A 21035-nucleotide genomic window follows, 5' to 3' on the forward strand; every position below is an offset into this window, starting at 1 on the left:
CCATGACCAACCCCTTCGACGACCAGGACGGCACTTTCCTCGTGCTCGTCAACGACGAGAACCAGCACTCGCTCTGGCCGCAGTTCGCGGACGTCCCGGCCGGCTGGACCGTCGTCCACGGCCCCGACACCAACGCCGCCTGCCTGGAGTACGTCGAGAAGTCCTGGACCGACATGCGGCCCAGGAGCCTCGCCGACGCCATGGAAGCCCAGCGGTAGCGCGGCCCGTAGTGAACCTGACCGACACCACGGACGAGGCCCGCCCCACGGCGGGCCTCGCCCCGCCCCACGACCTCGCCGCCGACCTGCTCACCCCCGAGGCCCGGCGGGACCCGTACCCGTTCTACGCCCGCATGCGGCGCGAGAGCCCGGTCCACCGCAGCGCCCAGGGCATCTGGTACCTCACCCGGTACGCCGACGTCGAGACGGCGCTCGGCGACCTGCGGCTGTCCAACGACCGGGACCGGATGACCCGTGCTTACGGCGGCCTGGGCGGCGATCTGAAGGCCCTCAGCCGGCTCTCCGACCGGCTCGGCCGGGTGATGACCAACACCGACCCGCCGGACCACGCCCGGCTGCGCAAGCTGGCCAACCGCGCCTTCACCGCCCGGCGCGTCGAAGCCCTGCGCGACGGCGTCCAGCGGATCGTCGACCGGCTCATCGACGAGGCGGTCGCGGCCGGGCCGACCATGGACCTGATCGAAGCGGTCGCCTCCCCACTGCCGATGTCCGCCGTCTGCGAGCTCTTCGGCATTCCGGACGGGGACCGGCCCCAGGTCAAGAGCTGGTTCCACCGCTTCGGGCGGCTGGGCGAGGACATCGACAAGTCCGAGGAGGCGATCGGGCAGTACGAGGAGTACCTGTCCGGGCTCATCCGGCGGCGCCGGCGTGAACCGGGCGACGACCTGATCAGCGCCCTGGTCGCCACCCAGGCGCAGGACGACCGGCTCACCGACTCCGAACTGCTGTCCACCTGCTTCGTCCTGATCACCGCAGGCGACGAGACCACCACCCACCTGATCGGCAACGGCGTGCTGGCCCTGCTACGCCACCCCGACCAGCTGGCCCGGCTGCGCGCGGATCCGGGGCTGATCCGCGGCGCCGTCGAGGAGCTGGCCCGCTACGACACGGTGACCCAGGTGATCGTCCGGGTCGTCGCGGAGGACCTGGAGATCGGCGGGCAACTACTGCGCGAGGGCGAGCTGGCGTACCTGTTCCTCGGCGCGACCAACCGCGATCCCGAGCGCTTCGAGGACCCCGACCGGCTCGACCTGACCCGCCCCGGAAACCGGCACCTGAGCTTCGGCCACGGGCCGCACTTCTGCCTCGGCGGCCCGCTGGCCAAGCTCCAGACGGAGGTGGCGATCGGCACCTTGGTCCGCCGACTGCCCGAGCTGCGGCTGGCCGACGGGGCTGTGCTCGATTGGCGGCCCAACCCGCTGCAACGGCGGCTGAGCGCCCTCCCGCTCACCCACTGACCCACTGACCCACGAACGAAGACGAAGGAGCACCGACCATGGCCCGAGAATTCGAGGTCCGCCGGGAACAGGACCTGCCAGCCACGCCCGAGCAGGTCTGGGCCGCCGTCGCCACCGGCGCAGGCAACCTGGGCTGGCTGTACCCGATGGAGGTCGAGCCGCGCGTCGGCGGAAAGGCCACCCGGGGCGACTCCACCGTCGTGGCCTGGGAGCCGCCGCGGCACTTCGCCGTCCGGGCGACCCAGGACGGCGGCTTCTCCAACACGCTCAGCTACCGCATCGAGCCCGCCGACGGCGGATCGAGCCACCTGCGGATGGGGATCCACTGGGTGCACACGGGCATCGTCGACGAGGCCTGGATGTGGGACGCCAAGTCGGACGTTGCCGAGAAGCACGTCGACTTCTACCAGCACGGCCTCGCCGAGTACCTGCGCCACTTCGCCGGCCGCCCCGCCGTCTACCTCAGGGCCCAGCGCCCCGAACCCACCGCCGACCCGGCCGACTTCGCCGCGCTGCGCCGCCGCCTCGGCCTCGCCGACGACGCGGCCGTCGGCGACCGGGTGCCGCTCCACCTCCCCGGTGCGGACAGGGGCTCGGAGGAGGTGGTCGTGGACTGGCTCAGCACCGACTTCGTCGGTCTGCGCGGCCCGGACGCGCTCTACCGGTTCTTCAACGGCAGCACCTGGAACGTGCCGATCTGGCTGGGCCACCACCTGTTCGCCGAGGACGTCGACGAGCAGCGGGCCACCGCGGCGTGGACCGCCTTGCTCAACGACACCCAAGCCTAGGACCCCGATGGAAACCTCAACCCGAACCCTGCTCTTCGCCGCCGAACTCGTCGAGGAGAACGGCACCTACACGCTCGTCGTCGAGGACGTGCGGCGGGGCGGCATCCAGACCACCCCGGTCCCCAAGGCCATGGTCGACAAGCTCCCGACCTTCCTCTCCGCGCTCGCCGCCAAGCTCGACCCGGCACCGCCGACCCGCCGCTGGTAGATCTCCTGGCCCCTCACGAGGCCGGTGCCGGCCGGAAGCCACCGCTCCCGACCGACACCGGCCTCGCCGCCCCGGGCAGGAGTTGACGGCACACGCACCTCGGGATGGGTGATTCCGAACTCCAGCGGGGTGAGGCTGTGAGCTCAGGGACGTCGGTTACGTGATGCTCATGAGGTCGTCGAACCGCGGTGACACAACGGTCAAACGGCGTGAAAAGAGGCCTCCTAGCTTCTTCCGCATGACCTACGAACACCGAACGTCCCATGACCACGACACCCCTTCCGTTAACCGGGGCCTGCGCCGGGGTGGCGTCCTCTGCGCGGCCGTCCTCGCCCTGACCTCCTGCGGAAGCTCCCCGGCCGAGGACGGGAGTGGCCCGGGGCCGGCGAAGGCCGAGGCCGGCGCGGAGCGGCAGCCGTCGTCGCCCGGCACCGAAGGGCTGAAGAAGCCCTCAAGGATCCTGTGGATGGGTGACTCCATCGCCGTCGGGCAGGCCCAGCCGCTGGCCGCCGCGCTCAAGTCCACCGGTATCGAGCTCACCTCCATCGCCGCCGACGGCGGCGGCGCAGCGGTCGGGCCGGTGGCGATGTCCAGCGGCGACGTCGCCTCCCGGCTCGCGTCGGTTCGCCCCGACCTGGTGGCCTACCAGATCACCACCTATGACTGGGGTAGCCCACAGGCGCCGATGTAGGAGGCGGCGGCGGCCCGGCCTCGTCGCGCGCGTGCGCGCTACGGGGTCAGGGCACGGGCGCCGCGGCATCCGGCTTGGCCCGCCGACGTGCCGGCGCTACCGTGCCGCTGGTGGAGACACCCCGGTCCCGGAGCGACGTGAAGACCCCGGCCCAGGCCCAGGCCCTGGCGGCCGAGTGCGACCGCCGCGCCCGCGAGGCCGCCGCCCAGGCGCAGATGTACGGGCGGCTGCGCGACGCGGCCGCCGACCTGCCACGCCTGGCCGCCCTGTGGGACGACCTGGTGGCCCTCGACCGTCAGAAGATCTCGGCATTCGCTTGCAACGCAGTGACCGTGCCCAGCCGGTGAGCGGGCACCAGGAGTCCAGGATCACGTGCACGGCGAGCGGACTCGCGGCCCGGGCCGGGGCCACTGCGATCCCAGGGGCCACGGCGGGCGCGCGGTCCGCCAGGGCAATGTCGCCGGCGGTCACCCCGAACGCGAGATCGTCCTTCCGACCGCCCAGGCTGAGCACCGGAGAAGACGCGTGCGGCTCGTGCCGGACATCTGTGATCAACGGCGAGTCGTCACGGGTTGCGGAGCGACGGGCGGGCGCATTCGAAATATTCTCCTATTGACGAACACAATAACGATTTTCACCGCCCGTCGAAGGCGGCTTCCCAGGCCGAACCAATATGGCAATAAGGCCTATCGCATCGTCATGACATCCCGTAGTGTGTGGCAGCACGGCGAGGAGGCGTCGGCGCACTGCGGAGTGATCGCGAGTGACGCGCACGACTCGACCGTCGAATTGCATGTATGCCGCCCGGACGGCAGTCGTGACGAGAAGACAAATTCCCTCTCGAAATGAACTGAGCCGTTCGGGCAGGTCATTCGATGTGCATTCTGGCGCGACGGCCGTCCTTGGGCCACCCACTTCATGGCGGACTTTCAGACCTGGCGACCGGGAAAGGTATTGGCATGAGAACGTGGCACACAGCTGCAGGCGACCGGTGGTGACCATGGATTTCCTGATTCGCCCGCAGAGCGAGAACTGCCGCCGGATCGCCGATGCCTCCGACCACTGCCTCGTGGGCCTGAGTCCGTTCAACGGCTACTACACACCACGCCGGGTGGAGGCACTGGTCCAATGGGCGGCCGGACAGTTCAAGAGGGTCGACGTCCTGGTTCCCGGGTTCGAGGCGGCACACACCCTCACCGCCGCTGGCGTCAGGCCACTGGAGGCGGTGGGCCGTGTACGGCGGGCCGTGAACCAGCTCAGAAATCCCGCGGTGCTGGCCTTGTCACGTGCCGGCGTGTCCGCGCCGGAACAGCACGTGCACACCTGGACCCAGCTGATGAGCCGACCCGAGTACACGGCGTTGCGCGAGCAGGCCAGGACGGCGTACCAAGCCGATGCCGCCCTCAGGGCGGCCTGCCGGGCGGTTGCCCGGGGAGCGGTCCGGTCCATCGTGGATACGGAGCCCGGCGAGGAGCAGGTCGACGCCTGCGTCAGTTATCCGATCGCCGAGTTGCCGCTGATCGTGGACAGCCCGTCGATCTTCGACGTGCCTTCTTCGGTGTTCGTCTACCACCGGCGGATCGAGCTCGCCACAGCCGTGCTCGCCGGCCCGGCGACAGGGCTGCGGTCGGCTGCACAGCAGGGGTTCGTCGTGGCCGAGCCCGTACTGCCGGACGGTTCGAAATGAGGCAGCTCAGGCAGCTCCCGATGCCGGCGGTAACACCGGAAGTACCGTTGAGGTTTCCCTTCACGCTGGGCCCCTTGGGCACACCTCCGCCCGTGATCCACTGGGCACGCCGACGGCGGCCGGTCTGCCCGGTCGAGCTTCCGGATGGATCCCGGCTGTGGATGATCTCCCGGCGGGACGACATCCTGCGAATATTCACCGACCCGGACCTCGTGCGGCTGAGCGATGCCGCTGGAGCACTTCCCTCTCCGGCCTGGATCAGCGGGGCAGCACGCTCGCGGGCCGGGCAGCCGAGCGCCGGGAATTGCGCGACGCGGGCGGTGGAATCCCACCGGGCGGCGATCGTGAAACAGACCGGTCTCGTCCTGGACGCCATGGAAACCGGGAACAACCCGGCCGATGTCCTGGAACAACTGGCGGCGCCGCTGACAGCCGCCGTGTGCCGCGAGGTCTTCGGGTTGTCATTCGATCCCCAGGAATTGCGGAACCTTCTGATCCAGGAAGATCCCCCAGGAAATTCGGCTATCAGGAATCCGGACCTGCACCCGCTCACAGACAACCTCCGGGACGGCCCCGTCCGCGGTGATGCGGCCGGTGCGCCCGTCAAAGCCCACGAACAGCGGGAGGCCGACACCGAACCGCCGCACACCGTGGTGACAGGCTTGCCCGTCCGGTGCGCGAGGTCACTCTTCTCGGCATTGCTGACCGGCCCGTTCACTCTCCTGCTCCACCCCAAACCGTTACGGGAGTGCCTGCGCGATCCGGTGCTGTGGCGGGCCGCAGCCGGGGAACTGCGCCGCTACCACCCGGGCACGGTACTCGGCCCCGCCCATGTCGCGCTCAGAGACCTGGAACTGCACGGCACCCTGATCAAGGCCGGAGACACGCTGTGCGGCTCGCCCCTCGGCGCGGCCTGGGACGAGGAGCACTACCCCACCCCGGCGAAATTCGACATCCATCGTCCGGTCGTCCGTCCAGCGGACTTCCGCACGAGCCTTGGACCCGTCACGGACGGCGACCTCGACCGGCTGGTTCTCACCATCGTCTGCCCCGCTCTGTTCGAACGCTTCCCACACCTGCGCCTGGCCGTGGAAGAACACGAGATTCCCTGGAGAAGCGATCTGACGTTCATCCGTCCGGCCTGTCTGCCCGTGGCCTGGTGACGGCCAACCCGGTGAGAGGGGAACACCATGCATTCGACTGCCCGCATCATCAGCGTCCTGTCCGACGAGTTCGCCCGGGACCCGTACGCCTGGTACCCCCAGCTGCGAGAGAACGACCCCGTCCACTACGAACCCGGCATCGGTGCTTACTTCCTGAGCCGGCATGAAGATGTCCGCCGGGTTCTGACCGAGGACCAGATCTTCACCACCCAGGCGCTGCGAGAGCGCGCCGAGCCGGTCATGCGCGGTCGCGTCCTGGCGCAGATGACCGGCGCCGAACACACCGCAAAGCACCGAACGATGATCCGCGGATACACCGGACCGATGCTGGAGAACCAGATCCCGCTCATCCGCCGCAACGTGGAGGAGCTCATCCGCCCCCATCTGCGGCGCGGCCGGTTCGACCTGGTGAAGGACTTCGGACAGCCGCTGGCCATCTGGGTCGCGCTGGACAGTCTCGGACTGCCCAAAGACGACTGGCGCAATGTGCACTCCTGGTTCCAGGGCGTGGCCGAGTTCGTGACGAGCGTCACCCTGACCGAGGAGCGTCACCGGTACTGCGTCCAGTGTGCCCGCCGTCTGGAGGACTACCTGCGGCCCTTCATCGAGGAACGGCGCGAGAACCCCGGCCAGGATGTGATCTCGCTGATGTGTCACACGGAGTACGAGAGCGGACGGATGAGCCTGCACGAGGTCACGGCTCTGTGCCACAACGTACTCCTCGCCGCGACCGAACCGGCGGACAAGACACTGGCCCTGCTGTTCCGGCATCTGATCACCCGCCCCGATCAGATGGCCCTGGTCCGCAGCGATCCCGGGCTGGTGACCGCCGCCATCGCGGAGACTCTCCGCTACTCACCGCCCGTACAGCTGATCCCCCGCAGGACAGCGGAGAGCGTCGAGATCTCCGGTGTTGCCATACCGGCCGAGACCATGGTCTGGTGCATGCTCGCCGCGGCCAACCGCGATCCTCGTGCCTTCGAGCAGCCCGACACCTTCGACCTCCAGCGCACCGACCTCGGTCCCGAACGGTCCTTCACCGCCGCTGCGACCCACTTCGGGTTCGGCGCCGGCATGCACTCGTGCGTCGGGGCGGCATTCGCGCGCAGGGAACTGGAGACGGTCGTGACCATGCTGCTCGACCTCATGGAGAACATCGGCTTTCCCCAGGACGCCTCCTACGAGGAGACCGGCTTCTACTCCCGCGGCCCCGAATCACTCATCCTCACATTCGATCCCACCGCGGCAGGCCGGCACCTGGCGGCCTGAACCACTGAAGAGGGGACATGCCATGGACAGTACCCGCCACCACACATCCGTTCTGATTGCCGGAGGAGGACCTGCCGGACTGGTCCTGGCGGTGGAACTGGCCCGCCGGCGCGTCGACTTCCGGATCATCGATGCCGGCACAGGCCCCTTTCCGGGATCACGGGGCAAGGGTCTCCAGCCGCGCACCCTCGAGGTCTTCGACGACCTCGGAATCATCGACTCCGTACAGGCGGAGGGAGCGCCGCTGCCGCCGATGGTGGCCTGGGAGGAGGGAAGAATCGTCAAGGAGTGGGACGTCATCTCCCGTGGTGATCCCACCGGGTCCACGCCCTACGCCGAACCCCTGATGCTTCCTCAGTCGCGTACCCAGGAACTGCTCCGCGAGCGACTGCTGCAGCTGGGCCACCGTGTCGAGTTCGGATCGCGGCTCGACGGATTCTCCCAGGACGAGGCCGGGGTGCGGGCCCAGGTCGTCCGGGCCGACGGACAGACGCGGGAGATCACGGCCGACTACCTGGTCGGGGCGGACGGGGGCGGCAGCACCGTACGGAAAATCCTGGGCGTACGGTTCGACCGCGAAGAAGTGGATACCCGGCCCCTGCTCGTGGCCGATGCCGATATCCCCGCACTGGACCGCGAGCACTGGCACACCTGGGGCAACGCGGCCGGCATCATGACCGCGATCTGTCCCGTCGCCAGAACAGACTACTTCCAGGTCATCGCGCGGTTCGCGGAGGGAACCCCCGACCCCGCCCCGGAGCGGGTCCGCGAGCTGGTGGCCGCCCGCACGGGCCTGCGGGTACGGAAGGTGCGGTGGTCATCGGTCTTCCGGGCCCGAGCGGCACTGGCGGAGCACTTCCGGGTCGGCCGGGTATTCCTGGCCGGTGACTCCGCGCATGTTCATTCCCCGGCGGGCGGCCAGGGCATCAACGCGAGCATCCAGGACGCCTACAACCTGGGCTGGAAACTGGCGCTCGCGGCAACCGGCCAAGCGGCACCCTCGCTCCTGGACTCCTACGAGGCGGAGCGTCGGTCGGCCGCGGCGGAGGTACTGGGCGTGAGCACCCGCATCCACCAAGGGTCGGACCGGGTCAGAGAACTGGCCGCGCATCGTGACCGCAGCACGCACCACCTGGCGCTCGGATACCGGGGCATCCCACCCAACACGGAGATGCGCCCCGCCCTAGCCGAGGAAGCCCTCCACGCGGGCGACCGCGCACCGGACGCTCCGTGTACCGGGCGCGACGGAGCCCCTGTACGTCTCTTCGACCTCTTCCGCGGCCCCCACTTCACGCTGCTCTCCTTCGGAAGCCCGCCCATCCGGCCCGCCGGCGCCCGGGACCCCGCGGTGGTCCGTGTGGTGCGTGTCGGCCACGACGTCTCGGACGCCGCGGGGTTCGCCGCCGTTGCGTACGCACCCCACGGCCTGTTCCTCGTGCGGCCGGACGGATACATCTCGCTGGCCACTGAGACCTCAGGTGATGTGACCGGCCACCTTCGCTCACTCGGCTTGCAAGCCGGATGACCGGCGGGGGCCGGATCCGAGGCGGCGCGCGCTCGCGCCGGCGGCCCAGCGCCACTCACCTGGCCCGGAGAGAACAGAGAGGCAGACCATGACCGATCCGAATCGCCCGCAACCCACTCCTTACGTTCTGGATTCAGCCGCCCGAGCGGATCTCGAATTCGACCGCCTGCGCACGATCGAGCAGGTCTACGACCCCGGAACCGAGGAGATCCTCACCCGGGTGAACCCGGCACCCGGGTGGTCATGCCTCGAAGTCGGCGCGGGAGCCGGCAGTATCGCCCGTCTCCTGGCATCGATCGCCGGAGAGACCGGAAGAGTGGTGGCAACCGACACCGATCCACGATTCCTGAGCACTATCACCCATCCCGGGGTCGAAGTGATCGAACACGACATCACCGCAGACGCTCTGCCATCCGGTTCCTGGGATCTGATCCACGCCAGATCCGTGCTGGAGCACCTGCCGGACCCCGAATCCGTCCTGGCCCGGCTGATTCCCTCGCTGGCACCACACGGGCGGCTCTTCGCCGAGGCGATCGACACCAGTGCCGAGGCACTCGCCGTTGCCGCCGCACAGACCCCGGACAGGAAAGCGGCCACAGCCTTCCTGGAGTTCGCGACCGCTGTGCACCAGCTGATGACACTCGCCGGAGCACACCCCGAGCTCGGCAGCACCCTCCCGGTGATCCTCGCCGCTCACGGCCTGGAGGGCATCACCCACCAGCGGCGGCACCCCTTCGTCCCCGGTGGAAAGCGCGGCTTCTACGCGCTCTCGCTCGCCCGCCTCGCACCGTCGTTCCAGGATCACGGACTGCTCGACACCGCCGACGGCCGGCTCTTCTCCCTGTTCGACGACCCGTCCATGGTCTTCCCCGCACTCCCCATCGGCGCCGCCCATGGACACACCCCCGCGACCGGACGGCGACAGTGAGCACCGGAGGAGCCGATCCGGCAGGAAGGGCGGGGAGCGCCCATCCGAGCGGAACAACACCCCGACGCGACAACGAGAGAGGCGGAGCCGATGAGTGAGGTAACGGTCGTGGGACAGGTCGTCGCCAAGGCGGGCAAGGAGGCAGAGCTCGCACAACTGCTTCAGTCGGTCGTCGAACCCACGCGGAACGAGGAGGGAAGCCTGCACTACTCCATCCAGCAGAGCATCGAAACCCCAGGGGAATTCATCGCCATCGAGCGGTGGCGACACACCGAGGACCTCCAGCGCCACTTCCGGAGCGCGCACTCCCAGCACCTCGCCGCCGCGGTGGAAGACCTCCTGGCGGAACCGATCAAGATCACGATTTACCGCGAGCTGACGTGAGACGAGAGTCCCCACGAGGGCGACCGCCGGCCCCACGGAGACCGCACGGACAGGACCTGAGGCCAGACCCCATGTCCAGCGCAGACTCCGAGCTGCCATCTCCGGTACCCGGGACCAGCCCTGGGAAGCCCGCCTGGGGGACACCCCGGGCTTCACCCTCGCCCCCGCCGCGCTGGTACTGACCTCGGCGCTTCAGGGTGTTGGTGGTGGGAGGTCGAGGGAGAGATCTCCAGAGCAGCGGGAACGATCACGTCAGCGACCAGGCATGCTCACAGGTCAGCGAATTCTGTCGGTTGACCTTCCCCGTCGTCCTCCGGAAGGCACTGCACGGGACGGCCGTGCGCCAGGGCCCCCGGACAGCCGGGTCAGGCCGTGGGGAACTCGACCCGCACCCGCAGCCCGCCCACGTTGCCGGGGACGGCGGTGATGGCGGCGTGGTGGGCGCGCGCGATGGAGGCGACGATGGACAGGCCCAGGCCCGCGCCCTCACCCGGGCTGTGCCGGCGCTCCCGGAGGCGGCGGAAGGGCTCGAAGAGGTAGGGGACCGTCTCCGGCGGCACCTGGGGGCCGGTGTTGGCGACCTCCAGGACACCGTCGTGCACGCCGACCTCGACCCGGCCGCCGTCGTGGTTGTAGCGCAGGGCGTTGCCGACCAGGTTGCGTACCAGGTGTGCCAGCAGCACCGGATCACCCTCGACGGACACGGGGACGGTGTCGGTCCGGACGGTGACGCGGTTCTCCCGGGGCTCCTGCGCGGCGGCGCACTCGGCGGCCACCGCGCGGGCCAGCTGGTCCAGTGCGACCGGTTCGCGCCGGTCCAGCCTCTGGTCGGAGACGGACAGCAACAGCAGTCCCTCGATGAGCCGTTCGCTGCTCTCGGAGACCTCGATCAGTTTGCGGCGGACCCGGGCGACGGCGGCCGGGTCCGCGGTGGCCAGCCCGATTTCGGCGGCGGCCCGCTGCACCGCGAGCGGAGTCCGCAGTTCGTGCGCGGCGTTGGCCGCGAACCGCTGCTGCGCACCCACCAGTTGTTCCATGCGGTCGAGCATGGCGTCGAAGGTGTCGGCGAGCTGTTTGAGCTCGCCCGGGGGTGCGTCGAGGGCGATCCGCTCGTGCAGGTTCTCACCCGAGAGCCGCCGCGCCGTGTTGGTGATCACCGCCACCGGGCGCAGCACCCGCCCCGACATCCACCAGGCCAGTGCCACCGAGATGACGGCGAAGGCGGCCAGCGCGATCAGGGAGACGGTCAGCAGCTGGTTCTGGGCCGCCTGCTCGGCGGCCTGGGTGACGACCTTGACGGCCTGGAAGTGGGACTGTCCGCCGTCGGCGGGGGTGGTTCCGGGTAGAGCGTTTGCGGGTGCGGCGGTTCCCACCGTGAGGGTTTGCGCCGCGGAGGGGGCCGGGGTCCCCAGTGTGGCCAGTCGCGGTTCGACGGCGACGGCCGTGCTGATCGAGGTGTACAGGTTCTCCCGGACCAGGAAGTTGACCAGGAAGATGAGCATGGCCCCGGCGAGGACGAGCAGCCCGCCATAGAGCATGGTCAGCCGGCCCCGTTCCCCGCCCGGCAGCCGCGGGCTTGGTCGGCCGGGCAGCGGAGGGCGGTTCAGGCCGGCCGGGGCGAAGCGCCTCACGCCGGGACGCCGATGCGGTAGCCGTGGCCGGGCACGGTGTCGATGACCGAGGGCTCGCCGAGCTTGGCGCGGAGTTTGCTGAGGACGACCCGAACCGCGTTGGTGCGGTATCCCATGTTCTGCTCCCACACCTGCTCGATCAGGTCATCACCGCAGACCACGGCGCCCTCGGCCTGCATCAGCACCTCCAGTACGCCGAACTCCTTGCGGGACAGGGCGAGGTAGCGGCCCTCCCGGAAGGCCTGGCGGCGGGCGGTGTCGAGGGTGATGCCCGCACGTTCGATGACCGGCGGAAGGGCGGGGTGGGTGCGGCGGCCGAGCGCCAGTACCCGGGCCAGCAGCTCCTCGTAGGCGAACGGCTTGGTGAGGTAGTCGTCCGCGCCCAGGTCCAGGCCGTCGACGCGGTCGCGGACGGTACCGGAGGCGGTGAGCATCAGCACCCGGGTCAGCAGTCGCTGCTCGACGACGCTCCGGCACACCTCGTCGCCGTGCGCCCCGGGCAGGTCGCGGTCGAGCACGAGCACGGCGTAGTCGGTGAGCCTCAGCCGCTCCAGCGCGTCGGCGCCGTTGTACACGACGTCGACGGCCAGGGCGTCGCGCCGCAATCCCTCGGCGATCATGTCCGCCAGGAATTCCTCGTCCTCCACGATCAGTACACGCATGACACCAGGTGTACCTGAAAGCCACCTTTCGTCGCCGTAAAGGTCTCGGCTGACAGCGGCGAAATGCGGGTGCGTGCCAGCCTCTGCGTGGCCGGAGCGGCCGGAGCGGTCGGCCGCTCGTCATCGGCCACTCGTCATCGGACACGGAGGAATTCCATGCGGAACCACATGCGGAACCACAGGTACGGCGCGGCGGCCGCGTTGGTGGCAGGGCTCGCGCTGTTCGCCACGGCCTGTGGCGGAGGCGTCTCGGGCTCCGGCGGGGGCGGCGGCTCGGACTCGTCGGGCCAGGGCGCGGCGGCGGACCAGGCCTACGAGCACCGTAAGTGCCTGCGCGAACACGGCGCCCAGGTGAAGGAGCCCGAGCCGGGCCAGGACCCGCGGGCCATGGTCCTGGAGGGCGGCCAGGACAAGATGGCGGAAGCCCTCAAGGCCTGCGGGGGAGCCGGTGGCTCGGGTGGCGCGAAGATGTCCCAGGCCGACAAGGACAAGGCCCTCGACTTCGCCCGGTGCATGCGCGGTAACGGTGTGGACATGCCGGACCCGAAGTTCGACGGCGACTCGGCGATGTCGGGATCGGCGATGAAGATCCCGGAGGGCGCCGAGAAGGACAGGTTCGACCAGGCGAACAAGGCGTGCAGTGGTCAGAATGCGCAGTGAGCGCGGGCGCAGCCGCCGAACGTACCTGATCGCCGTGCTGGCCACCTCGGTCACGCTCGCGGGCGGGGTCACGGCCCTCTCGCAGGCCGGAGGCAGCGGCAACGCCGGCGTGGCACGCACGGACGGGCTGCCGCCGAGCACGGGCTCGGTGGAGCGGCAGGACCTGAGCAGCCGGACCCGAGTGGACGGGGTCCTCGGCTACGCGGAGGAGCGCCGGATCAACGCCGGTGTGCCGGGCACCCTCACCTGGCTCCCGGAGGCCGGCGCGGTGGTGAAACGCGACGGGGTCCTCTACGAGGTCGACGGCCGGAAGGTCCGGCTCATGGTCGGCGAGCGCCCGATGTACCGGACGCTGAAGGCCGGAGACGAGGGGCCGGACGTCAGGCAGCTGAAGGAGAACCTCCGCGACCTGGGCTACGGCAAGGGGCTGGCCGCGGACGAGAAGTTCACCGCCGGTACGGCGGATGCGGTCAAGCGCTGGCAGAAGGCCCACGGCCTGGCCCGGAGCGGCGAGATCGGCCCCGACCAGATCGCCTTCTCGCCCGCGGCGGTGCGGATCAAGAAGAACGACGCGGCCGTCGGCGACCAGGCCGCTCCCGGCAAGCCGGTCCTCACCGCCACCGGCTCCGAACGGCAGGTGCAGATCAAGATCGAGGTCTCCCGGGCCGACCTCGCCAAGCCCGGCACCCGGGTCGAGGTCGCCCTGCCCGGCGGCGGCAAGGCCAAGGGCAAGGTCGCCTCCGTCGACCGCACCATCGGTGAGGACGGCAAGGAGCAGGGCTCCCCGGACAAGCCCGCCAAGATCACCGCCCGGGTGGTCTTCGACGACCCGGGGCAGGCGGAGGGCTTCGACCAGGCGCCCGTCACCGTCGAGCTCGAAGGCGAGGTCCACAAGGACGTGCTGACCGTACCGGTCAACGCACTGCTCGCGCTGTCCGGCGGCGGCTTCGGCATCCAGATCGTGGAGAACGGGAAGGTGCGCGAAGTCCCGGTCGAGCTCGGCATGTTCGGACAGGGCCGGGTCGAGGTCAGCGGGACCGACCTGACCGAGGGAATGAAGGTCGGGGTGCCCAAGTCATGAGCACGGTGGTCGAGTTGAACCAGGTCACCAAGGAGTATCCGGGCGGGGTCACGGCGCTGCACGGGGTGGACCTGCGCATCGGACGCGGCGAACTGCTCGCCATCGTCGGCCCTTCGGGGTCGGGCAAGTCCACCCTGCTGCACATCGTCGGCACCCTGGACCGGCCCAGCGCCGGATCCGTCACCCTGGCGGGCCACGACGTCGCCGCCCTCTCCGACCGCAGGCTGTCCGCCCTGCGCGCCCGGCACATCGGCTTCGTCTTCCAGTCCTTCCACCTGGTGGCCGGGGTCAGCGCCCGGGACAACGTCGCCGAGGGCCTGCTCTACTCGGGCCTGCCGCGCGCCCAGCGCCGCAGGCGCGCGGCCCTGGCCCTGGAGCGGGTCGGGCTCGCGGACCGCATGCACCACCGTCCGCACGAGCTGTCGGGCGGCCAGCGCCAGCGGGTGGCCATCGCCCGGGCGGTGGTCGGCGAACCGGACCTGCTGCTGGCCGACGAGCCGACCGGCGCGCTGGACTCCGCGTCGAGCGAAGCGGTGATGGAGCTGCTGTACGACCTCAACGCCCAGGGCGCCACCATCGCGGTGATCACCCACGACGGCGAGATCGCCGACAGCCTGCCACGCCAGGTCCGCATCCGCGACGGCCGCGTCGTGGCGGATCTGCGCCCCGGCGCCGCCGCCCCGGCCGATCGGGGTGGGCAGCGGTGAGCCGCACCCGGCTGGCCCCGGCCCGGCTCGGCCCCCGCGACGTCCTCCACGTCGGCTCGGCCGGCCTGCGCACCCGGCCGCTGCGGGTGGTGCTGTCCGCGCTGGGCATCGCCATCGGCATCGCCACCATGATCGCGGTGGTCGGCATCTCCTCCTCCAGCAAGGCCCAACTCCTGCGGCAACTCGACCAGTTGGGCACCAATATGCTGGTGGCCTCCCCTGGCCAGGGGCTGTTCGGCGAGAAGGTGAAGCTGCCCGAGGAGTCGACCGGCATGCTGGGCCGCGTCCCCGGGGTCGAGCAGGTCGGCGCGACCGGGGACCTGGCGCAGTCCGTCAGACGCAGTGAGAAGATCCCCGACGGCGAGACCGGCGGCATCACCGTGAAGGCCGCCACCGAGGGACTCCTGGACGTCGTGCGCGGCGCGGTCGGCTCGGGCACCTGGCTCAACGAGGCCAACGGACGCTACCCGTCGACGGTGCTCGGACACGTCGCGGCCCAGCGCCTGGGCATCACCGCCCCCGGCCAGCAGGTCCACATCGGCGGCCAGTACTTCACCGTCATCGGCATCCTCGACCCGCTGCCGCTGGCCCCCGAGATCGAACGGGCCGCCCTGATCGGCTGGGACGGCGCCGGCACGCTGCTGGGCTTCGACGGCCACCCGACCCAGATCTACGAACGGTCGACGGACCAGACGGTCAGCGCGGTCCGCGCGCTGATCCCCCGCACCGTCGACCCGCAGAACCCGCACAACGTGCAGGTCACCGACCCCTCCTCGGCGCTCCAGGCCAAGGCCGCCACCGAGGGGGCGTTCACCGACCTCCTGCTCGGGCTGGGCGGGGTGGCGCTCCTGGTCGGCGGCGTCGGAGTCGCCAACACGATGATCATCTCAGTGCTGGAGAGACGCCACGAGATCGGACTGCGCCGCTCCCTGGGCGCCACCAGGGGCCAGATCCGCCTCCAGTTCGTGACGGAGTCCCTCCTGCTCTCCGGACTGGGCGGACTGGCCGGCGTGGCCCTGGGCGCGGCCGCCACCTACGCCTTCGCCGCCGCGGGCGGCCTGCCCTGGGTAATCCCCTTGTGGGCCGTCACCGGAGGCTTCGCCGCCACCCTGCTCATCGGCACGGTCGCAGGCCTCTACCCGGCCGTCCGGGCCTCCCGACTCTCCCCGACCCTCGCCCTCCACGCCGGCTGACGGGCGGCACGGCGTGGGGCACTCCTTGGAGTGCCCCACCCGCCGGACCGCAGCGGGCACGACCGGGGCGGAAGGAGACACGGCGTCGGCGGGTCAACCGCAACACCCCCAGAACCCCACAACCGGATCCCGAGCGGCCACCCCTCCAGCAGCTGGTCCACCCGACCCGCCCAGAACGTGTCCGGCCCCGACGTCTCCGTCGGGGCCGGACACGTTCTGCAAGGTTTCGATCCGACCAGCCTCATTCGGTCAGTTGACCTGTGTCACTGCGCCACCGAGGACTCGATGCCGACGTCGTCCTGCGGCGGCCGTCCTCGACCACGGTTGCGGAAAACCCTCAGGCTCCGTGCCCCCGGGCCGCCGCGATACCCGCCCGTACCGCTTCCAGCAGGGCTTCCAGGCCCTGGGCCCGCTGCCATTCCTCGGCCGAGTGGTGCCATGTGTGCTGCGTCGCCGGGGCTTCGGGCGGACCGGCGACGATCTCGACGGTCCGCCTCCCCTTCCGGTCGGGGCCCGTGACCCGCAGGTCCATGTTCTTGATGTGGAACCGCTTCGGACAGCTGCCGAAGACCTCCAGGATCCGGCCGTCGAACGTGTAGAACTCTCTGCCTGCCCTGGCCGTGGTCTCGTCGGTCATGCGGCGACGCTACAGGCGGGGACCGGCGGCTGCCAGGAGCGGAGGCCCCGCAAATTCACATGACAGCTGCGGCCGGCTCCGCGATCCTTTGCCGGTGGCCACGGAACCGGATCTTCTCAGTCTGAGCATCGTCTGCCCACCGCCCGGCGAGGGCGGCGTGGAGGTCCGCCCGTTCGTCAGTGGCCGGGATCTCCTGGCCGACCTGTCCCTGCGTAGCAGGGAATCGGGCGGCCCCCCGTTCGCGGGATCAGGCCCCCGGTATCTCCTGGGCCGGGGCGGGCCGTTGCATGCCACCGGAACTCCCCACGAGGTTCGGCTCGCTCGATCCGGGTGCGGCTTTGAGCGGTGCTGCAGCGCTCTGTACGTGACGGTCACGCGCGACGAGGAGCATGTCGTCTGGGCGGGCTGGCGCGACCCGGTCGAGCGGGGCTTCGACCTGCCGGAGTTTCGGTTCGCCGCGGATCAGTACGAGGCCGAGGTCCTGCGAGCCGAGGAGGACCGCGGCTGGGAGTGGCCGGCGGCAGTGGTCGCGACGCTGCTGGAGGCGGGGCTGAGGGGACGCGAGGACTGGCTCGCCAGGTGGGAGTGCGAGTTGGAGGCGGTCTGGGCCTTCCGCGGGGAACCCGATCGGATCGACGTCGTCCTGAGGCATCCCCCTGGCCGGGAGAAGACGGATCTGCCTTGGGCCCAGTTCCTGATGACCCTGCCGATCTCCGCGGACGACCCGTCGGACCAGGCCGAGCACCTTGAAGCGCAGCTGACCGCAGGCGATCCCCGTGCCACCGCCGAGCTCTGCGGAGGCTACCGGCCGGAGCAGGTGGGCTACCCGTGGCCGTAGCCGGCCGACCCGCTGTTCATCATGGACCTCCGTGGATACCCCCGGCTTCAGCCGGGGGAGGAAGTCAAGGCCGGGGACTTCGTCCGGTGCCCGGTGAACCTGGCCACCATGGAGGGTGAGAACCAGAGCGGTAGGGCGGCGGCGAACGCGCTGCTGGAGGCCGCCGGGCACGGCGCCGAGCCGGCCGTGGTCCACGCCCTGTACGAGCCGCAGGAACTGCGCCGCCTGAAGGAGGTGGACGCCGCGCTCTACCGGCAGGGCCGTGCGCACATCCTCGACACCCCGGCGCCCTGGTCCTCCCGCGCCGGGGGCGACCGGTTCAGTACGACCGGTTGACGATCAGTTCGCAGAGCGCGTCGAGGTCGGCGACGGCACCGGGCACCGCGCCGGGGCCGTCGGCGAGGCTCCGCAGACGGCGTCGGGCCCCGTCCGCGTGCTCGGCGGCGCGCTCCACCGTCCAGCGCCGGCCGCCGGCCTCCTCCACCAGCCGGGCCAGCTCCGCCTCCCCGGCCCGGCCAGGGCCGGCCGGCAGCGCGTAGCGGCGGGCCGGTTCGTCGCCCGCCGCGGTGTCCGAGGCCATCGCGGCGACCACCGGCACCGAGAGCTTGCGTGCCCGCAGGTCCGCGAAGACCGGTCTGCCCGTGACCGCTTCGTCGCCCCAGATCCCCAGCAGGTCGTCCACCAGCTGGAACGCCATGCCCAGGTCGTGTCCGAACGCGGCCAGGGTCTCGACCTGCGCCGGCCCGCCGCCGCCGTGGAGGGCGCCCAGCCGGCAGGCGCAGGAGATCAGCGACGCCGTCTTGCCCGACACCATCTCCAGGCACTCGGACAGCTCGACGCGGGGCGCGGCCTCGAACAGCACGTCCAGGCTCTCGCCCACCGCGAGCTGGATGAGCGTGTCCAGCAGGGCAGCCGACGCCTCGCCGGCGACGGCTTCGCCGTCGGGGCCTGCGAGCACCTCGAACGCCAGCATCAGCAGCGCGTCGGCCGACCGGGTCGCCGCGCCCGGCCCGAACACCTCCCAGGCGGCGGCCCGGTGGCGACGGAGCGCATCGCCGTCCAGGACGTCGTCGTACAGCAACGACAGGTGGGAGGACTGCTTCGATCACGTGCCGGACGCGGTAGCCGAATACGACCGGCTCAAAGTCCGGATCACCGCGGAGGCGTGATCGCCTGATCCGGTAGCCCTCCTGGCTCGCGTAGGAGCCTCACAGGCGCTGCGAAATCTCTCATCGGACGGCAGCGACCCGCCTGTGAAACCCCGCAGTGTCGTGGTGGCCGTTCTCAGTCCGAGGGCGTGACCGCTGGTGAACAGGCCGGACTGCGCGACGTCGAGCGTGTGAAGGTGCGGCGGTAGGCGGTGGGGGTGGTGTCCAGTGCGCGCCGGAAGTGCAGCCGCAGGTTGGCCGCCGTGCCCAGCCCGCAGTCCCGCGCCACCTGCTCCACCGAGCGGTCCGTGGATTCCAGCAGCTCCCGCGCCCTGCCCAGCCGGGCGTTGAGCATCCACTGCAACGGGGTCGTGCCCGTCTCCTCGGTGAACCGGCGCATGAAGGTGCGCTGCGAGAGGCCCGCGTGCCGGGCGAGCACGCGCAGCGAGAGCGGCTCGCCGAGCCGCTGCAGGGCCCATCCACGGGTGCCGGACAGCGACGCCTCGCCGGCCACCGCGACGGGAGCCGGCACGTACTGGGCCTGCCCACCGTCTCGGTGCGGGGCGGCGACCAGACCGCGGGCGATCTGGTTGGCCATCTCCGCGCCCAGGTCGCGGCGCACGATATGCAGGCACAGGTCGATGCCGCAGCACACCCCGGCCGAGGTGAGCACGTCGCCCTCGTCGACGTAGAGCACGTCGCGGTCGACCGAGACGGCCGGGAAGCTCCGCTCGAACTCGTCGATGTGCTTCCAGTGGGTCGTGGCGTGCAGCCCGTCCAGGACGCCCGCCGCGGCCAGCGCGAAGGCGCCCGTGCAGATCGACACCACACGCTTGCCTCGGTCGCGGGCTCCGGCCAGTGTCTCGAGCACGGCGTCCGGCAACGGGAGGATCAGGTCGAATCCCGGCACGATCACGGTGTCGGCGGTGCTCACCCGCTCCAGGCCCTCGTCGGCGACCAGGGCGAAACCCGCGCTGGTGGCCACCTTCGGCTGAAGCGCGCACAGGGTCATCTCGTAGGGGGTTTCCGGCCGGGTGGTGAAGATCTGCGTCGGGATCGCCAGGTCGAGGGGGGTGACCCCGTCCAGCGCCAGGACCGCGACTCGATGCACTGCCATGGCAAGATTCTAGCGAAGTAAGGAAATTTTGCCTCTCGCCAGGTCAGGGCGGTCACGGCCAGGCTGAAGACATGACCGGACCTACCCGCGAGGCGACCGCCGACCTGATCACGCTGCCAGGCACACCGCTTGCCGACGCCGTCATGAACCTCATCCGACCGGTGGAAACGCCGTCCGTCTTCAACCACAGCGTCCGCAGCTACCTGTTCGCCCGGCTGGTTGCCGGCCGCCTCGGCCTGGTCGTCGGCCACGACTACCAGGACGACCTGTTGTTCGCCGCGTGCGCGATGCACGACCTCGGCGTGGCGTCGGACGGCCCGCACAACCAACGGTTCGAGGTCGAAGGCGCCGACCGGGCCGCCTCATTCCTCATCGACCGCGGAGTACCGGCAATCGATGCCGACCAGGTCTGGCAGGCCATCGCCCTCCACACCTCCCCGGGTATCGCAGAACGCCGTGGCACGCTGTGCGTGCTCGTCCGCGAGGGCGTCGCACTCGACTTCGGTGGCCCGATCGGCGCCGCCCACATCGACGCCGTCACCGACGAGCAGGCCGACGCCGTGCACGCCGCCTATCCACGGCTGGACATGATCCGCTCACTCACCGACGCGATCGTCGCGCAGGCCGCGAAAGACCCGAAGAACGCACCCCGGTACACGATCCCCGGCGAATTCCTCCGTGAACGCGAGACCTTCGGCCGGACCCGGCTGGAGCACGCCTGCCGTTCGTCCCGCTGGGGCAACTGACTCCACGGACTCCACGGCCGCGTCACCGAAGAACACGACCGCGTCACCAAAGAAAAGGAAGCACCGCAATGACCGTCCACACCGTCGCGATCCCCGAGGACAACCCGGTCTTCGGGCAAACCACCAGCGCCTTCGCGAGCTTCGGCTATTCCGCCGCGGTCCGCGCGCACGGCCTCCTGTTCATCGCCGGAACGATCGGTCGCCGCGCCGACGGAACCATCCCGGACACCATCGAAGAGCAGACCGAGATCGCCATCCGGAAGATCGAAGAGATCCTTCGACTGGAGAACCTCGACCCGTCCGCCCTCGTCGACGTCACCAGCTACCACGTCGACATCCGCCGGCACTTGCCCGGCTTCATCGAGGCCAAACAGCGCCTCGTCGAAGCGCCCTACCCGACCTGGACGATCATCGGTGTCAGCGGCCTCGCCAGCCCGGGACTCCTCGTCGAAATCCGCGCGACCGCCGCGTGTCCCGCCGAATCCCGGTAGACCG

At 70.5% G+C, this 21035-nt stretch carries 25 protein-coding genes; 20 read left to right on the top strand and 5 right to left on the bottom strand.

Annotated features, from left to right (window positions below; all coding sequences use genetic code 11):
- The first annotated feature begins 2 nt into the window (after positions 1-2).
- The 12 genes from ACFWPI_RS25530 to ACFWPI_RS25585 all read left to right on the top strand — a co-directional run bounded on the left by ACFWPI_RS25530 (position 3) and on the right by ACFWPI_RS25585 (position 10120).
- Complete coding sequence (locus tag ACFWPI_RS25530; RefSeq protein WP_380373401.1) at positions 3-218, top strand: MbtH family protein; 216 nt, start codon at positions 3-5, stop codon at positions 216-218.
- An 11-nt stretch (positions 219-229) separates the two neighbouring features.
- Positions 230-1477 (top strand): cytochrome P450, encoded by a 1248-nt coding sequence (locus tag ACFWPI_RS25535; RefSeq protein WP_380373403.1) that lies wholly within the window; start codon positions 230-232, stop codon positions 1475-1477.
- 38 nt (positions 1478-1515) lie between these two features.
- On the top strand, positions 1516-2265 hold the full coding sequence (locus ACFWPI_RS25540) for an SRPBCC family protein (protein WP_380373406.1): 750 nt from the start codon (positions 1516-1518) through the stop codon (positions 2263-2265).
- 7 nt (positions 2266-2272) lie between these two features.
- Positions 2273-2473 carry a hypothetical protein gene (locus tag ACFWPI_RS25545; RefSeq protein WP_380373408.1) on the top strand — a complete coding sequence of 67 codons (201 nt, stop codon included), beginning with the start codon at positions 2273-2275 and terminating at the stop codon, positions 2471-2473.
- A 238-nt stretch (positions 2474-2711) separates the two neighbouring features.
- Positions 2712-3164, top strand: coding sequence for a hypothetical protein (locus tag ACFWPI_RS25550; protein WP_380373410.1), 453 nt, complete (start codon positions 2712-2714; stop codon positions 3162-3164).
- A gap of 110 nt (positions 3165-3274) precedes the next feature.
- Positions 3275-3511 carry a hypothetical protein gene (locus tag ACFWPI_RS25555; protein ID WP_380373413.1) on the top strand — a complete coding sequence of 79 codons (237 nt, stop codon included), beginning with the start codon at positions 3275-3277 and terminating at the stop codon, positions 3509-3511.
- Between the two features lie 653 nt (positions 3512-4164).
- The gene (locus tag ACFWPI_RS25560) at positions 4165-4851 is read left to right on the top strand and encodes a tRNA-dependent cyclodipeptide synthase (RefSeq protein ID WP_380373496.1); all 687 of its coding nucleotides are present in this window, start codon (positions 4165-4167) and stop codon (positions 4849-4851) included.
- A 92-nt stretch (positions 4852-4943) separates the two neighbouring features.
- A complete protein-coding gene (locus tag ACFWPI_RS25565) occupies positions 4944-6014 on the top strand; it encodes a cytochrome P450 (protein ID WP_380373416.1) in 1071 nt (356 codons plus the stop codon).
- 27 nt (positions 6015-6041) lie between these two features.
- Positions 6042-7283, top strand: a complete 1242-nt coding sequence (locus ACFWPI_RS25570; protein ID WP_380373418.1) for a cytochrome P450, cyclodipeptide synthase-associated — start codon at positions 6042-6044, stop codon at positions 7281-7283.
- Positions 7284-7305: 22 nt separating this feature from the next.
- Entirely contained in the window at positions 7306-8808 is a 1503-nt protein-coding gene (locus ACFWPI_RS25575) for an FAD-dependent monooxygenase (RefSeq protein ID WP_380373421.1), read from the top strand.
- 88 nt (positions 8809-8896) lie between these two features.
- Positions 8897-9736 (top strand): class I SAM-dependent methyltransferase, encoded by an 840-nt coding sequence (locus ACFWPI_RS25580; RefSeq protein ID WP_380373423.1) that lies wholly within the window; start codon positions 8897-8899, stop codon positions 9734-9736.
- Positions 9737-9826: 90 nt separating this feature from the next.
- Positions 9827-10120 (top strand): putative quinol monooxygenase, encoded by a 294-nt coding sequence (locus tag ACFWPI_RS25585; protein ID WP_380373426.1) that lies wholly within the window; start codon positions 9827-9829, stop codon positions 10118-10120.
- 365 nt (positions 10121-10485) lie between these two features.
- Here ACFWPI_RS25585 and ACFWPI_RS25590 read toward each other — a convergent pair whose 3' ends face one another.
- On the bottom strand, positions 10486-11658 hold the full coding sequence (locus tag ACFWPI_RS25590; protein WP_380373429.1) for a sensor histidine kinase: 1173 nt from the start codon (positions 11656-11658) through the stop codon (positions 10486-10488).
- Positions 11659-11747: 89 nt separating this feature from the next.
- The gene (locus ACFWPI_RS25595) at positions 11748-12413 is read right to left on the bottom strand and encodes a response regulator transcription factor (RefSeq protein ID WP_063351822.1); all 666 of its coding nucleotides are present in this window, start codon (positions 12411-12413) and stop codon (positions 11748-11750) included.
- A gap of 168 nt (positions 12414-12581) precedes the next feature.
- Here ACFWPI_RS25595 and ACFWPI_RS25600 point away from each other — a divergent pair, with 168 nt between their 5' ends.
- Genes ACFWPI_RS25600 through ACFWPI_RS25615 form a run of 4 tightly spaced genes read left to right on the top strand, consistent with a single transcriptional unit; the run spans position 12582 to position 16054 of the window.
- Positions 12582-13073 carry a hypothetical protein gene (locus ACFWPI_RS25600; protein WP_380373433.1) on the top strand — a complete coding sequence of 164 codons (492 nt, stop codon included), beginning with the start codon at positions 12582-12584 and terminating at the stop codon, positions 13071-13073.
- A complete protein-coding gene (locus ACFWPI_RS25605; RefSeq protein WP_380373436.1) occupies positions 13063-14154 on the top strand; it encodes an efflux RND transporter periplasmic adaptor subunit in 1092 nt (363 codons plus the stop codon). The genes ACFWPI_RS25600 and ACFWPI_RS25605 overlap by 11 nt, the downstream gene beginning before the upstream one ends.
- Positions 14151-14861: an ABC transporter ATP-binding protein gene (locus tag ACFWPI_RS25610; RefSeq protein ID WP_380373438.1), complete on the top strand. Its 711-nt coding sequence runs from the start codon at positions 14151-14153 to the stop codon at positions 14859-14861. The genes ACFWPI_RS25605 and ACFWPI_RS25610 overlap by 4 nt, the downstream gene beginning before the upstream one ends.
- The gene (locus ACFWPI_RS25615; protein ID WP_380373440.1) at positions 14858-16054 is read left to right on the top strand and encodes an ABC transporter permease; all 1197 of its coding nucleotides are present in this window, start codon (positions 14858-14860) and stop codon (positions 16052-16054) included. Before ACFWPI_RS25610 ends, ACFWPI_RS25615 begins: the two co-directional genes overlap by 4 nt.
- A gap of 337 nt (positions 16055-16391) precedes the next feature.
- Here ACFWPI_RS25615 and ACFWPI_RS25620 read toward each other — a convergent pair whose 3' ends face one another.
- Complete coding sequence (locus tag ACFWPI_RS25620; protein WP_380373443.1) at positions 16392-16691, bottom strand: hypothetical protein; 300 nt, start codon at positions 16689-16691, stop codon at positions 16392-16394.
- A 364-nt stretch (positions 16692-17055) separates the two neighbouring features.
- Here ACFWPI_RS25620 and ACFWPI_RS25625 point away from each other — a divergent pair, with 364 nt between their 5' ends.
- On the top strand, positions 17056-17529 hold the full coding sequence (locus ACFWPI_RS25625) for a hypothetical protein (RefSeq protein ID WP_380373445.1): 474 nt from the start codon (positions 17056-17058) through the stop codon (positions 17527-17529).
- Positions 17530-17550: 21 nt separating this feature from the next.
- Entirely contained in the window at positions 17551-17865 is a 315-nt protein-coding gene (locus ACFWPI_RS25630; protein ID WP_380373447.1) for a hypothetical protein, read from the top strand.
- Here ACFWPI_RS25630 and ACFWPI_RS25635 read toward each other — a convergent pair.
- Positions 17849-18610, bottom strand: coding sequence for a polyprenyl synthetase family protein (locus tag ACFWPI_RS25635; protein ID WP_380373450.1), 762 nt, complete (start codon positions 18608-18610; stop codon positions 17849-17851). The genes ACFWPI_RS25630 and ACFWPI_RS25635 overlap by 17 nt on opposite strands.
- 203 nt (positions 18611-18813) lie before the next feature.
- On the bottom strand, positions 18814-19794 hold the full coding sequence (locus ACFWPI_RS25640) for a GlxA family transcriptional regulator (protein ID WP_380373452.1): 981 nt from the start codon (positions 19792-19794) through the stop codon (positions 18814-18816).
- Between the two features lie 71 nt (positions 19795-19865).
- On the opposite strand from ACFWPI_RS25640, the gene ACFWPI_RS25645 reads away from it, so the two are divergent.
- Positions 19866-20540, top strand: a complete 675-nt coding sequence (locus ACFWPI_RS25645) for an HD domain-containing protein (protein ID WP_380373455.1) — start codon at positions 19866-19868, stop codon at positions 20538-20540.
- Positions 20541-20608: 68 nt separating this feature from the next.
- Positions 20609-21031 carry a Rid family hydrolase gene (locus ACFWPI_RS25650; RefSeq protein WP_380373457.1) on the top strand — a complete coding sequence of 141 codons (423 nt, stop codon included), beginning with the start codon at positions 20609-20611 and terminating at the stop codon, positions 21029-21031.
- The last annotated feature ends 4 nt before the right edge of the window (positions 21032-21035 follow it).

It is taken from the genome of Kitasatospora sp. NPDC058492, from assembly GCF_042720685.1.
Lineage (GTDB): Bacteria > Actinomycetota > Actinomycetes > Streptomycetales > Streptomycetaceae > Kitasatospora.